General features: G+C 72.7%; 15 protein-coding genes. 8 read left to right on the top strand and 7 right to left on the bottom strand.

What is annotated here, in order from left to right; all coding sequences use genetic code 11:
* Positions 1-27: 27 nt before the first annotated feature.
* On the top strand, positions 28-261 hold the full coding sequence (locus VSH64_RS19845; protein ID WP_456062096.1) for an antitoxin: 234 nt from the start codon (positions 28-30) through the stop codon (positions 259-261).
* A 42-nt stretch (positions 262-303) separates the two neighbouring features.
* Here the strand turns inward: VSH64_RS19845 and recQ are convergent, their stop codons facing one another.
* Positions 304-2,142 carry a DNA helicase RecQ gene (gene recQ, locus VSH64_RS19840; protein WP_326837123.1) on the bottom strand — a complete coding sequence of 613 codons (1,839 nt, stop codon included), beginning with the start codon at positions 2,140-2,142 and terminating at the stop codon, positions 304-306.
* Between the two features lie 194 nt (positions 2,143-2,336).
* Here recQ and VSH64_RS19835 point away from each other — a divergent pair, with 194 nt between their 5' ends.
* Positions 2,337-2,762 (top strand): DUF6314 family protein, encoded by a 426-nt coding sequence (locus VSH64_RS19835; RefSeq protein WP_326837122.1) that lies wholly within the window; start codon positions 2,337-2,339, stop codon positions 2,760-2,762.
* An 84-nt stretch (positions 2,763-2,846) separates the two neighbouring features.
* Here VSH64_RS19835 and VSH64_RS19830 read toward each other — a convergent pair whose 3' ends face one another.
* Positions 2,847-3,014, bottom strand: a complete 168-nt coding sequence (locus tag VSH64_RS19830) for a hypothetical protein (RefSeq protein WP_326837121.1) — start codon at positions 3,012-3,014, stop codon at positions 2,847-2,849.
* 215 nt (positions 3,015-3,229) lie between these two features.
* Here VSH64_RS19830 and VSH64_RS19825 point away from each other — a divergent pair, with 215 nt between their 5' ends.
* From VSH64_RS19825 to VSH64_RS19815, 3 genes are all read left to right on the top strand, one after another.
* The gene (locus tag VSH64_RS19825) at positions 3,230-3,919 is read left to right on the top strand and encodes a hypothetical protein (RefSeq protein ID WP_326837120.1); all 690 of its coding nucleotides are present in this window, start codon (positions 3,230-3,232) and stop codon (positions 3,917-3,919) included.
* Position 3,920: 1 nt separating this feature from the next.
* Entirely contained in the window at positions 3,921-4,376 is a 456-nt protein-coding gene (locus VSH64_RS19820) for a hypothetical protein (protein ID WP_326837119.1), read from the top strand.
* Between the two features lie 131 nt (positions 4,377-4,507).
* Positions 4,508-5,014, top strand: coding sequence for a mycothiol transferase (locus VSH64_RS19815; protein WP_326837118.1), 507 nt, complete (start codon positions 4,508-4,510; stop codon positions 5,012-5,014).
* Between the two features lie 70 nt (positions 5,015-5,084).
* On the opposite strand, the gene soxR is transcribed toward VSH64_RS19815, so the two are convergent.
* Complete coding sequence (soxR, locus tag VSH64_RS19810; RefSeq protein WP_326837117.1) at positions 5,085-5,552, bottom strand: redox-sensitive transcriptional activator SoxR; 468 nt, start codon at positions 5,550-5,552, stop codon at positions 5,085-5,087.
* A gap of 98 nt (positions 5,553-5,650) precedes the next feature.
* Between soxR and VSH64_RS19805 the strand changes: the two genes are divergently transcribed.
* On the top strand, positions 5,651-6,232 hold the full coding sequence (locus VSH64_RS19805; protein WP_326837116.1) for an NADPH-dependent FMN reductase: 582 nt from the start codon (positions 5,651-5,653) through the stop codon (positions 6,230-6,232).
* 7 nt (positions 6,233-6,239) lie between these two features.
* Here VSH64_RS19805 and VSH64_RS19800 read toward each other — a convergent pair whose 3' ends face one another.
* Genes VSH64_RS19800 through VSH64_RS19790 form a run of 3 tightly spaced genes read right to left on the bottom strand, consistent with a single transcriptional unit; the run spans position 6,240 to position 8,847 of the window.
* Positions 6,240-6,722 (bottom strand): hypothetical protein, encoded by a 483-nt coding sequence (locus tag VSH64_RS19800; RefSeq protein WP_326837115.1) that lies wholly within the window; start codon positions 6,720-6,722, stop codon positions 6,240-6,242.
* Complete coding sequence (locus tag VSH64_RS19795; protein ID WP_326837114.1) at positions 6,719-8,164, bottom strand: HAMP domain-containing sensor histidine kinase; 1,446 nt, start codon at positions 8,162-8,164, stop codon at positions 6,719-6,721. Before VSH64_RS19795 ends, VSH64_RS19800 begins: the two co-directional genes overlap by 4 nt.
* Positions 8,161-8,847, bottom strand: coding sequence for a response regulator transcription factor (locus VSH64_RS19790; RefSeq protein WP_326837113.1), 687 nt, complete (start codon positions 8,845-8,847; stop codon positions 8,161-8,163). The genes VSH64_RS19795 and VSH64_RS19790 overlap by 4 nt, the downstream gene beginning before the upstream one ends.
* Before the next feature lie 111 nt (positions 8,848-8,958).
* Here VSH64_RS19790 and VSH64_RS19785 point away from each other — a divergent pair, with 111 nt between their 5' ends.
* Positions 8,959-9,864, top strand: a complete 906-nt coding sequence (locus VSH64_RS19785; RefSeq protein WP_326837112.1) for a phosphatase PAP2 family protein — start codon at positions 8,959-8,961, stop codon at positions 9,862-9,864.
* Between the two features lie 103 nt (positions 9,865-9,967).
* Positions 9,968-11,356, top strand: a complete 1,389-nt coding sequence (locus VSH64_RS19780; protein WP_326837111.1) for a pyridoxal phosphate-dependent decarboxylase family protein — start codon at positions 9,968-9,970, stop codon at positions 11,354-11,356.
* Here the strand turns inward: VSH64_RS19780 and VSH64_RS19775 are convergent.
* Positions 11,334-12,305 (bottom strand): pirin family protein, encoded by a 972-nt coding sequence (locus tag VSH64_RS19775; protein WP_326837110.1) that lies wholly within the window; start codon positions 12,303-12,305, stop codon positions 11,334-11,336. The two genes, VSH64_RS19780 and VSH64_RS19775, sit on opposite strands and share 23 nt — an antisense overlap.
* Positions 12,306-12,366: the final 61 nt, after the last annotated feature.

Below are 12,366 nucleotides of genomic sequence, written 5' to 3'. Positions count from 1 at the left end.
CGGGGTACTCATCGCAGCGTTGAGGGGATGACGGGACACACTCGGGAGGACTCCATGGGAATGTTCAAGAAGCTCGCCGTACTGGCCGGCGCGGCCGGTGCCGTCGGATCGTATGTGAAAAAGAACCCCGAGAAGGTGAACCAGGCCGTCGACAAGGCCGCCCGCTTCGCGGACCAGAAGACCAAGGGAAAGTACTCCGACAAGATCAACGGGGTGACGCAGAAGGTCTCCGACGCGACCAAGCCGCGCCCGGCCCACTGACGCGCCGGCTTCGGACAGCGGGAGCCCGGAGACAGCGGGCGGCTACTCCTCGGCCAGCGCCGCGAGCACGCTCTCGCCGTACTTCGCGAGCTTCGCCTCGCCGACGCCGCTCACGGTCCCGAGGTCGGCCAGCGAGCCCGGCCTCTCGGCGGCGATCTGCCGCAGCGTGGCGTCGTGGAAGATCACGTACGCGGGCACACCCTGTTCCTTCGCCGTGGCGCCGCGCCAGGCCCGCAGCCGCTCGAACAGCGGGGCGGCCTCGGCCGGCAGTTCCACTGCCGCCGCGGAGCTGCCGCGCCGCGAGCTGCGTGCGGCGCGGGCGGGGCGCTCCGGCTCGCGCCGCAGCGACACCGTGCGGGAACCGTTGAGCACCGACGTGCTGCCGTCGGTGAGCACCAGCGAACCGTAATCGCCTTCCACGGCAAGGAGGTTCTGCGCCAGCAGCTGGCGCACGACCGCGCGCCACTCCTGCTCGCGCAGCTCGGTGCCGATGCCGAACACCTTCAGCGTGTCGTGCTGGAACTGCGTGACCTTCGGGGTGGTCTTGCCCAGCAGGATGTCGATGATCTGGCCGGCGCCGAACTTCTGGCGCCGCTCGTTGCGCAGGCGCACCACGGTGGAGAGCAGCTTCTGCGCCGGGATCGTGCCGTCGAAGCTTTCGGGCGGCGCGAGGCAGGTGTCGCAGTTGCCGCAGGGTTCCCCGCTCTGGCCGAAGTAGGCGAGGATCTGGGTGCGGCGGCACTCGACGGTCTCGCACAGCGCCAGCATCGCGTTGAGGTGCGTGGCCTGCCGGCGGCGATGGGCTTCGTCGCCCTCGCCGCTTTCGATCATCTTGCGCTGCTGCATCACGTCCTGCAGCCCGTAGGCCAGCCACGCGGTGGACGGCAGCCCGTCGCGGCCCGCGCGACCGGTCTCCTGGTAGTAGCCCTCCACGGACTTCGGCAGGTCGAGGTGCGCGACGAACCGCACGTCGGGTTTGTCGATGCCCATGCCGAACGCGATGGTGGCCACGACCACGAGCCCGTCTTCCCGCAGGAACCGCGACTGGTTCTCGGCGCGCGTGCGCTTGTCGAGCCCCGCGTGGTACGGCACGGCCCGGATTCCGTTCTGCACCAGGAATTCCGCGGTCTTCTCCACCGACGCGCGCGAGAGGCAGTAGACGATGCCCGCGTCGCCCTTGTGCTCGGTGCGCAGCAGTTCGAGCAGCTGCTTCTGCGGTGAGTTCTTGCCGACGATGCGGTACTGGATGTTGGGCCGGTCGAAGCTCGCGACGAAGTGGCGCGCGCCGTCGAGGTTGAGCCGGGCCGAGATCTCCTTGTGCGTGGTCTCGGTGGCCGTGGCGGTGAGCGCGATGCGCGGCACGTCGGGCCAGCGCTCGTGCAGCGACGAGAGCATGAGGTAGTCGGGCCGGAAGTCGTGGCCCCACTGCGACACGCAGTGCGCCTCGTCGATGGCGAACAGCGCGATCTCGCCGCGGTCGAGCAGCCGCACGGTCGACTCGACCGAAAGCCGTTCGGGCGCCAGGTACAGCAGGTCGAGCTCACCCGCGACGAACGCGTCCTCCACCCGCTGGCGTTCGGCGAAGTCCTGCGTGGAGTTGAGGAATCCCGCGCGCACGCCGACGTTGCGCAGGGCGTCGACCTGGTCCTGCATCAGCGCGATCAGCGGCGAGATCACCACGCCGACCCCGGGCCGCACGAGCGAGGGGATCTGGTAGCACAGCGATTTCCCGCCGCCGGTGGGCATCAGCACGAGGGCGTCGCCGCCGGAGATCACGTGTTCGACGATGTCCGCCTGGTCGCCGCGGAACGCGTCGTAACCGAACACGCGCTGCAGGGTCTCGACGGCGGGGGAGCGCTGGGCCTGGTCGGGGTGAGCCACCCGGTCGAGTCTAGGCGCCGCGGCCGACCCGGCGGTGCCACCCCGGGGGCCTCGGCGCGTTTCCGGCACGAGTGTCCCGCTCGCGCCGCGGCGGTCACGGTGCGTCGCCGTTCGCCGCGGGGGCCGGCCGGGAACGGAGTGTGATCCCGCACGGGCCGCTGCGTGGTGGCGCGCGGCAGGCGCAGAATGGCGGGGTGGACTTCGCGATCACCGACCTCGCCGCGCACTTCGCCGGCCCGTGGCGGCTCTCGCGCGACATCGTGGCCGCCGACGGCGAGCCGATGGGCGAGGTCAGCGGCACGGCGACGTTCACGCCGGGCGACGGCGTGCTCGTGTACCACGAGACCGGTGAGCTGCGGCTGGGCAGTTACACGGGGCCGGTGAGCCGCACGCTGGTCTACCACCCCGACGGGGCCCGTGCCGCCGTGCACTTCGACCACGGCGGGTTCTTCCACGACCTCGACCTGGCCACCGGCTGCTGGACGACCGACCACCCGTGCCGCGACGACCTCTACCGCGGCGAGTACCGCGTGCTCGACGCCGACCACTGGCGGCAGGAGTGGGTGGTGGCCGGTCCGACGAAGGACCATGTGATCACCACGAGGTTCACCCGCGCCTGAATCCGTGGGCCCGATGGCGGTCGGGTTCGGTGCCCGCCCGGCTGTCGGTGGTGCGGTCCGGGTGGCGGGGTGAACGGTGGCGGGTCAGCGGCGGCGGTTGCGCACGATCAGCAGCAGCACCGCGAGCGCCGCGATGATGCACACCACGGCGAGCAGCGTGCCGGCCCAGCCGGGGATGGGCACCCCGGCGACGTTGTCGAACCCGGGCACCACGCGCAGGGCGCCGGACGCGAGCAAGGTGCTGGCTGCCATCGCCCTCCTCCCGTCCCGCCTCGGGGCCGCGGTCGCCCGCCCCGGGCGTGCGCCGGTTTTTCACCCGGTGTCCGAACGGTACCTCATCCGGCGGTACGGACACGGCCACTCGGCCGAAAACGCCCCGCGTGCGGTGGGTTGCGCGTTTCGGCGGCCAGGGGCCGGGAATCCGCGAGGGACGGGGGGCTCGACAAATCCGTGAAGGAGTTCGTGCGATGCCCACTTGGCTCATCGTCGTGATCGTGGTGGTCGCCGTCGTGGTGATCGGTGCGGTCGCGTGGCTCGTCGTCCAGGAGTCGCAACGGAAACGGCTGCAGCGGCAGTTCGGTCCCGAGTATTCGCGCGCGGTGCAGGAGAGCGACAGCCCGCGGGCGGCGCAACGGGAGCTGGCCGAGCGCGAACGCCGGCACCGCGACCTCGACATCCGGCCGCTCTCGGCCTCGGCGCGCGAGCGCTACACACAGCACTGGGGCCTGATCCAGGAGAAGTTCGTGGACCGGCCCGCCGGCTCGCTCGACGAGGCCGACGACCTCCTCGTGGCCGTGATGTCCGAGCGCGGCTACCCGACCGAGGGCTACGACCAGCAGCTGTCCGACCTGTCCGTGCGGCATTCGCGCACGCTGGAGCACTACCGCGCGGCGCACGAGACACACCGCCGGCACGCCGAATCGGCACTGTCCACAGAGGAACTGCGGTCGGCGATGGTGCACTACCGCACCGTGTTCGAAGACCTGCTGACCGACCAGGCCGAGCCGCGCCACGGCACCGGGAACCGGACTGCGGAGGATCGGACCGACGACAACCGCGCCACCGAGAACCGCGGCCCGGACGTCCGCAGTCCCGAGCACACCGGCGCGCTCGGCGGCGACCGTCGCGGCGCGCACGAGCGGAACGGAGACCGCTGACATGACCGACCAGGAGACCCGCGGCCTGAGCACCGCAGACCTCGCGAATGCCGCCGAGCGACCGAGGACGCCGGAGCCCGCGGGTGAAGTGTCCGATGTGGACACCGGGGCGATCGGCGGCGCCGAATCGGCCGGCGCCGGCGAGCACCGCGCCCGGACCGCGAACGCCGATCGGGCCCGCACGGACACCGCGCGACCGTTGTTCGAGGGCGGCGACGTCGACCGCTTCCGCGGTCGCTGGCAAGAGGTGCAGACCGGCTTCGTCGACGACCCGCGCCGGGCGGTGCGCGACGCCGACGAGCTCGTCGCCACGGTGATCCGCTCGCTGGCCGAAACCTTCGCCGAGCACAAGGGCGAGCTGGAAGCGCAGTGGCGCGACGGCGAGCCCGCGACCGAGGACCTGCGGATCGCGTTGCGCCGCTACCGGTCCTTCTTCGACCAGCTGCTGGGCGCCTGACCGGTTCGCCCGGTTCAGCTGCCGCAGCGCCTGACCGCCGCGCCACTGCCGCCGTTGTTCGGTGGTGGCGCGGCGGTTTGCGTGCGGCATGATCGGGGTAGCAGGCAGAGACAACCCGAGGAGGACTACGGATGAACGTGGCCGATCTGCTCGTGGACGGCTTCGGCCGGATCCAGGAGGTCGTGCACCAGGCGGTCGACGGCTTGACCGGCGACCAGCTCGTGGCCCGGCCGGGAACCGACGCCAACTCGATCGCCTGGCTCGTGTGGCACCTCGCGCGCGTGCAGGACGACCACGTCGCCGACATCGCGGACACCGAGCAGATCTGGACCGCGCAGGACTGGCACCGCCGCTTCGGTCTGCCGTTCTCGCCGTCCGACACCGGCTACGCGCACAGCAGCGACGAGGTCGCCGCCGTGCAGGTCGACGACCCGAAGCTGCTCACCGGCTACTACGACGCCGTGCACGAGCACACCGTGGCCTGGCTCGACGGCCTCGACGACGCCGCCCTCGACACCGTGATCGACGAGAACTGGGACCCGCCCGTGACGCTCGGGGTGCGGCTGGTCAGCGTGCTGTCCGACGACCTGCAGCACGCCGGGCAGGCCGCCTACGTGCGCGGGCTCGTGGTCGGCTGACTCCTGGCCGGCCGAGCTGCCGGCGCGCTGAAACTCCTGCCGGCCGAAAACGCGGCGGCCTTCCGAGCCGTCACGCATAGCTCTCGCCGCGGTGGTCCGGGAGCCGTTGCGGCCCCGGGCCCTGGCGGCCGAGCTGGTCGCCGGGATTGGCGAGCCGGCACTTCGACAGCGACATGCAGCCGCAGCCGATGCAGTCGGTGAGCTGGTCGCGCAGCTGTTCCAGCTGCCGGATGCGCTCGTCGAGGTCCTCGCGCCAACGGTGCGAGATGCGCGCCCAGTCGGTGCGGTTCGGGGTGCGGTCGTCGGGCAGCAGCGCGAGGACCTCGCGGATCTGCGCCAGCGGCATGCCCACCCGCTGCGACATCCGGATGAACGTGACGCGCCGCAGGGTGTCGCGGCGGTAGCGGCGCTGGTTGCCGGCCGTGCGCCGGCTGCGGATCAGCTTCTCGTCCTCGTAGAACCGCAACGCCGACGCCGGCACTCCGCTGCGGCGCGCCAGCTCGCCCACGGTCAGCTCGGGCAGCTCCGTCTTCGTCATGGCCGTGAGGATAGCTTGACTTCAAGTGAGCTTGAAGTTCCAGACTCGGTGCCCGGGCGGGACATCCGGTCGTGCCCGGGAACTCGAGGAGAACCATCGTGTCGTTAGCTCCCGTCCGGGTCGCGGTGATCGTCGGCAGTGTCCGGGAAGGACGGTTCGCCCCGACCGTCGCGAACTGGTTCACCCGGGAGGCCGCCGAGCACGGCGGGTTCGAGGTGGACGTGGTCGACGTGGCGGATCTGGCGCTGCCGCTGGCTTTTCCCGCGTTCGGGTCGGCACCGGCGCCGGAGGTGGGGCGGCTGGCGGCCCGGCTCGCCGCGGCCGAGGCGTTCGTGGTGATCACGCCGGAGTACAACCACAGCTACCCGGCCTCGCTCAAGAACGCCGTGGACTGGTTCCGCGCCGAGTGGCAGGCCAAACCGGTGGCTTTCGTGGCCTACGGCGGGCTTTCCGGCGGGCTGCGCGCGGTGGAGCACCTGCGGCCCGTTTTCGCCGAGCTGCACGCGGTGACGATCCGCGACACCGTCAGCTTCCACGGCGCGCACGGCCGGTTCGACGCCGCCGGCAGCCCCACCGACGCCGCGGCGACCGCCGAGGCGGTGAAGAAGCTGCTCGATCAGCTGGAGTGGTGGGCCCGCTCGCTGGCCGACGCGCGGTCCCTGCGCGCGTACCCGGCCTGAGTCGTGGTCAGAACGTGCACAGCGTGGGGCCGATCCGCAGGTCCGGCGTGACCACGGAGACCCCGCGCAGGTCCACGGGCAGCCCGGCCGCCGACATGGCCGCCACGGTGGTACAGACCACTTGGTCCACACCCAGGTAGATCGGCTTGATCGAAAACGGGATGGTCACCGTCGGCGGCACACTGGTGGTGTCGATGGTGACCTGGCCCTGGCCGGCGAACAGCAGTGAGTAGTAGCCGCTCTTCTCCTCGGCCGGGGTGGGACCCTGGAACAGCTCGTTCACCGCCAGCTCCGGCGAAACCGGGCTGCCCCAGCTGCGCACGACCGGCGCGAGCTGGCCGTCGACCAGGAAGTACAGCGTGAGCTGGTTGGCGCGGGCGCCGGGGCCGACCGCGGTCGGGGCGGGGCCGGCGGGCACCACGACGGTGGGCTGGATGCCGCACGCGCTCACGAGCAGGAGCACGGCGAGCGCGGCCACGAGCTTTTTCATCGCGCCTCCGTCGCCTGCGCACGGCGGGGCAGGCGCAGCGTGAACCGCGCGCCCGAGCCGGTGTCGGCGGCTTCGAGGTCACCGCCGTGCAGCCGCGCGTTCTCCCGGGCGATCGAGAGCCCGAGGCCGCTGCCTTCCGAGCGGGCCCGCGCGGAGTCGGCCTTGGTGAAGCGGTCGAACACATGGGGCAGCACGGCGGCGGGGATGCCGGGGCCGTGGTCGGTCACGGTGAGCGTGACGGTGGTGGCGTCGGCCGTGAGGCGCACCTCGACCGGCGGCTCACCGTGGCGCAGGGCGTTGCCGACGAGGTTCGCGACCACGATGTCGAGCCGCCGCGGGTCGACGGTCGCGACGACGCCGGCCGGCAGGTCCGCGACGATGCCGTCGTCGCCGCTCCAGCCGCGCGCGGCGAGGCTGTCGGTCACGCCCTGCGCGATGTCCCACTCCTCCAGCCGCAGCTCGGCGCGCCCGGCGTCGAACCGCGAGATCTCCACCAGGTCCTGCACGAGCCGGGTGAGCCGGCGCGTCTCGGCCGACACGAGCCGGGCGGCCACGGCGGTGTCGGCGGGCAGCTGCTCGGCGTCCTCGTCGAGCACGTCGGTGACCGCGTTCATGGCGGCCAGCGGCGTGCGCAGCTCGTGGGAGACGTCGGCGACGAAGCGGCGCGCGTCGGCTTCCATCTCACGCAGCGTGCCGACCGTGCGTTCGAGCTCGGCCGCGGTGCTGTTGAACGTGGTCACGAGCTGGGCCAGCTCGTCGGATCCCTTGGCCGGCAGGCGCACGTCGAGCTGGCCGTGGCCGAGCTTGCGGGCGGCGGTGTTGAGCGCGCGGACCGGGCGCAGCACCTGCCGGGCGGCGAGCAGCGCGAGTGCGACGGCGATCGGCAGCGCCAGCGCGGCGGTCTGCCAGGCGCGCGCGGCCAGCTGGTCGATCGCGGCCTGCTGGGCGGTCAGCGAAACCATGGCGTAGACCTCGACGCCGGTGTGCCCGATCGCGGCGCCGGTCGCGCCGCCTTCGCCGCGCTGCAGCACCGGCATCCCGACCAGCAGCAGGGGCGTGCCGTCGCGCAGCACGCGTTCGAACTGGATCGTGCCGCCGTCCGCGACTTCCCGGCGCAGGTCGGCGGGCAGCTGCGCCGGATCCAGCCCCGAGCGTGAGTGCAGGCCCTGGTAGATCGCGACGGTGGTGCCCTTGAGGTTGTCGGCGAGGTTGTCGAGCTGGCGCTGGTCCGGCGGCAGCGTCATCTGCGGCAGGTACGCGGTGACCTGGTCGCGCAGCTGCACCATGGCCGGGTCCTGCACGCCCTGCAGGATGGTGGTGCGGGCCGTGACGTAGCTCGCGCCGGCCGCGGCGGCCGCGCCGACCAGGGTCATCGCCGCGAAGGACAGCACCAGGCGGGGCCGCAGCCCGGACAGCCACGGCCGGAGCCGGGGACGTCTCACGAGCGGCCGAACCGGTAGCCGAAGCCCCGCACGGTCTGTACGTGGTCGGGCCGCGCGGGCACGTCCTCGATCTTGGACCGCAGCCGTTGCACGCAGGCGTCGACCAGCCGCGAGTCGCCGAGGTAGTCGTGGTCCCACACCGCGGTGAGCAGCTGCTGGCGGCTGTACACCTGGCCCGGGGTGCGGGAGATCTCCAGCAGCAGCTTGAGCTCGGTGGGCGTGAGCGCCACCTGCTCGCCGCGCTTCGTCACGAGCATGCCGGCGCGGTCGATCTGCAGCTCACCGTGACGTTCGACCTCGCCCGCGCGCGCGTCGTGATCGCTCACGGCCCGGCGCAGCACCGCGCGGATCCGCGCGTCGAGCACCCGCGGTTCCACGGGCTTGACCACGTAGTCGTCGGCGCCGGCTTCGAGGCCCGCGACCACGTCGAAGTCGTCGCTGCGCGCGGTGAGCATGATGATCGGCACCTCGCCCAGCGCCCGCATCCGGCGGCACGTCTCGAAGCCGTCCATCCCGGGCAGCATCAGGTCGAGCACCACGATGTCGGGCAGGTGCCCGCGCACCACGTCGAGCCCCGCCTCGCCCGAGCCCGCCGTGTGCACCACGTGCCCCTGCCTGCGCAGGGCCAGCTCGAGTCCTTCCCGTACGGCCGCGTCGTCCTCGACCACCAACACCTCTGCCACCCCGGCCATTATTCGGAAAACCGCAGCGTGGGGCCAACCGGGGCGATCTTGTAGCAAAACCATGACACGGCACTGACGCGACCGCTAAATCCCGCGCCGAGACTCGGGTCCATGGCTGTGACGTTCCCCGAGGCACCCCCGATCACCCCGGCCGGCTCCCCGCGCCACGCGCTCGAGGTGCGGACCCCGTCGCGCACCGCGCTGCTCGTGGCGAGCGCGGTGGGCTCCGCGGTCGCGTTCCTCGTGGCGTACCTGCTCTTCGTGCGCACCGCGGCGGGCCAGGAGGCGGAGAACGGCGTGGTGCACAGCGCGCAGGCCACCGGCGCGTCCACTGTGGACTGGGCGGGGCCGTTGCGCGACGTCGACCTCGTGGTGGTGCTCGGCGCGGTCGCCGTGCTCGTGATCACGCTCGCCCTGGTGCGGCGGCGGTTCGCGCTCGGCGTGACCGCGTTGGTACTGCTCGCCACGCCGCTGGTGGCCGCGCAGCTGCTCAAGATCTACGTGCTCAACCGGCCCGGCAGCCACGACGGCTACGCGGTCGCGGGCCACAACAGCTTCCCGAGCGGGCACGTGAGCGCGGCGACAGCAGTGCTGTTCGCGCTCGCGGTGGTGCTGCCCGCCCGGATGCGCACCTGGGTGCTCGCCGTGGGTTCACTCGGCGTCGCCTGGGTCGCCGCGGCGACCGTCGCGCTCGGCTGGCACCGGCTTTCGGACACCGTGGGCGGTTGCCTCCTCGTGGCCGCCACGGTGTGCGCCGGCGCGGCGGTCGTCTCGGCCCGACGCCCCGACGGCCGGCGGGTGCCCGTGTTGGCCACGGTGGTCGCACTGGCCGGCCCGACGGTGGTGGTGCTCGCCGGGTTCGCCGTGCTGGCCTCGGCCACCTCGGCGGCCGCCCAGTTCGTGGCGGCGCTGGTGCTGGCCGGCGTGTCGGCGGTGGTGTTGGTGCTCCTGGTGGCCGGCCCGCTGCGCAAGGTGAACTTCGACCCGGGACGGGCGCGGACGCGGCTGAGCCGCTGACACCTTGAACCACTGAGTCCCTGAACCGAGGCAGCCACTTCCCCGGGATTGGCCTGCGACGCCCGCCCTCGCGCGCGGCTAGGGTCGCGGCCAGGAGGTGGCCGTGTACGAGAAGCTGGCGAAAGACCTCGACAGCCTGCCGGAGCTGCTCGACGCCGCGCGGGAGCAGGCGGGGGAGTGGCTGGCCGGGGTGGCGGAGCGGCCCGCGGCGGTGCCGCCGGCGGCGTTCGAGCCCAGTCCGGTGCCGGAGCACGGGGTCGGCGCGCGGGCGGCGCTGGAGGAGTTCGGGCGGCGCTGGGCTCCGGGATTCGCCGGGAGCGCGGGGCCGCGGTACCTGGGGTTCGTCACGGGTGGCGCGACGCCCGCGGCGGTGGCCGGCGACTGGCTCACGGCGGCCGTGGACCAGAACCCCGTGTCGGCGCTGGATTCGTCGGCGTCGGATCTCGAGCGGGAGACCGTGGGCTGGCTGGCCGGGCTGTTCGGGCTGGGGCCGGAGTTCAGCGGGGCGTTCGTGTCGGGCGCGACGATGTCCAATGTGGTCGGTCTGGCGATCGGGCGCGAGTGGCTCGGCGAGCAGCTCGGGGTCACGGTGGCCGACGCCGGGGTCGGGGCGCTCGGGCCGGTCGCGGTGCTGAGCGGGTCGCCGCATTCCAGCGCGCTCAAGGCGATGGCCGTGCTGGGCCTGGGCCGCGGCGCGCTGCAGCGGGTTCCGGTGCTGCCCGAGCGCGAAGCGGTCGACGTCGAGGCGCTCGAGCGGCAGCTCGCGCAGCTGGGCGGGCCCGCCCTCGTGATCGCCAACGCGGGCACCGTGAACACCGTCGACTTCGACGATCTGCGGGCGATCGCGGCGCTGAAGGAGAAGTACCCGTTCTGGCTGCACGTCGACGCCGCGTTCGGGGGGTTCGCGGCGCTCTCGCCCGAGCACGCGCACCTGGTGGAAGGCCTGGCGCTGGCGGATTCGGTGTGCGTGGACCTGCACAAGTGGCTCAACGTGCCCTACGACTCGGCGATCCAGTTCAGCCGCCGCCTCGACCTGCAGGTGAGCGTGTTCCAGAACTCCGCGGCCTACCTCGGCCACCCCGGCGAGAACCCGGACTTCGTGCACCGCACGCCCGAGTCGTCACGACGGCTGCGCGCGCTGGCCGCGTGGTGCACCCTCGCCGCATACGGGCGCGCCGGCCACCGGGAGATCGTGGAACGCTGCGTCGCGCTCGCGCGGGACCTCGGCGACCGCCTGGCCGCGACCGGACAGTGGCGGCTGCTCGCCCCCGTCCGCCTCAACGTGGTGTGCTTCACCCTCGCCGACGACCCGACCCAGGAGCGCATCGACGCCGTGGTGCGCGCCGTCGCGGCGGGCGGCGAGACGTTCCTGACGCCGACGGTCTACGCGGGCGTGCCGGCGCTGCGGGCGGCGTTCAGCAACTGGCGCACGGAGCCGCAGGACGTGGACCGGATCCTCGCCGCGTTGGTCACGGGTTCCGGCGCGGCTTGATCCGGACGTTGGGCAGCACCGGCGCGGGCAGCCGCGCCGGTGCGCCCGGCACCTCCGGGATCGCGCCGAACTGCGCCGACTCGGCCTGCCAGGCTTCGCGGTAGGCCACGATCTCGTCGTGCGTGCGGGCCACGAAGTTCCACCACATCACGATCTCCTCGCCGAACGGCGGCCCGCCGAGCAGCATCACGCGGGCGGCGCCGGCGCCGGTGTTCGTGAGGTCGAGCCGGCTGCGGCCCGTGCCGAGGTAACCCAGGTCGGTGGTGTGCAGCGCGGAGCCGGCGAAGGTGACTTCGCCGGTGTCCACGAGCACGCCGTGTTCGTACTCGGGGTCGACGTCGAGCGTCACGTGCGCGCCCGGCTCCAGCACCAGCTCGGCACCGAGCAGCGGGGTGAACGTCTTGACCGGCGAGGTCTCGCCCGCGAGCGTGCCGAGGAACACGCGCGCGGTCGCGCCGCCGAGATCGGTGGCGGGCGGGGCGTAGTGCTGGAAGTCGCGGTCGGCGTGGCGGTGTGCGTCGGGCAGCGCGACCCACAGCTGCACGCCGTGCAGCGTGGTCGTTTCCGGCGTGGAGACCTCGGAGTGGCAGATGCCGTGGCCGCCGGTCATGAGGTTGAGCTCGCCGGGGCGGATCATCGCGTGGGAGCCGAGGCTGTCGCGGTGCTCGATCTCGCCGGCGAAGAGCCAGCTCACCGTCTGCAGACCGGTGTGCGGGTGCGAGCCCACGGACATGCCGCCGGTGGTCGTCGGGTCGTCCGGCCCGTAGTGGTCGGCGAAGCACCAGGCGCCCACCAGCGAACGCTGGCGTTGCGGAAGCGTGCGGCGCACTTTCATCGCGCGCGGCCCGCCGAGCGGCACGTCGCGTGCGGTGAGCACCTCGACCCCGCCGTGGCCGGCCGCGTCGTCCCCGCAGTCCAGGACGGGTGGCTCGGTCTCGACGTTGCTCATCTGCTGCCTCCACTCGCGCGGTTCCTCACCGAAACCTTAGCCGGAAGGCAAGTCCCCCACG

Source organism: Amycolatopsis rhabdoformis (genome assembly GCF_035918295.1).
GTDB lineage: Bacteria > Actinomycetota > Actinomycetes > Mycobacteriales > Pseudonocardiaceae > Amycolatopsis > Amycolatopsis rhabdoformis.
Note: the sequence above shows the minus strand (reverse complement) of the source record. Positions and strands in the feature narration are given on the sequence as shown.

Excerpts from the sequence above, each read along its gene's own strand:
- VSH64_RS19785 (WP_326837112.1), top strand. The coding sequence starts at position 8,959 with ATGGCTGTGACGTTCCCCGAGGCACCCCCGATCACCCCGGCCGGCTCC.
- VSH64_RS19820 (WP_326837119.1), top strand. The coding sequence starts at position 3,921 with ATGACCGACCAGGAGACCCGCGGCCTGAGCACCGCAGACCTCGCGAAT.
- VSH64_RS19800 (WP_326837115.1), bottom strand. The coding sequence starts at position 6,722 with ATGAAAAAGCTCGTGGCCGCGCTCGCCGTGCTCCTGCTCGTGAGCGCG.
- VSH64_RS19825 (WP_326837120.1), top strand. The coding sequence starts at position 3,230 with ATGCCCACTTGGCTCATCGTCGTGATCGTGGTGGTCGCCGTCGTGGTG.
- VSH64_RS19830 (WP_326837121.1), bottom strand. The coding sequence starts at position 3,014 with ATGGCAGCCAGCACCTTGCTCGCGTCCGGCGCCCTGCGCGTGGTGCCC.
- VSH64_RS19815 (WP_326837118.1), top strand. The coding sequence starts at position 4,508 with ATGAACGTGGCCGATCTGCTCGTGGACGGCTTCGGCCGGATCCAGGAG.
- soxR (WP_326837117.1), bottom strand. The coding sequence starts at position 5,552 with ATGACGAAGACGGAGCTGCCCGAGCTGACCGTGGGCGAGCTGGCGCGC.
- VSH64_RS19775 (WP_326837110.1), bottom strand. The coding sequence starts at position 12,305 with ATGAGCAACGTCGAGACCGAGCCACCCGTCCTGGACTGCGGGGACGAC.
- VSH64_RS19845 (WP_456062096.1), top strand. The coding sequence starts at position 28 with ATGACGGGACACACTCGGGAGGACTCCATGGGAATGTTCAAGAAGCTC.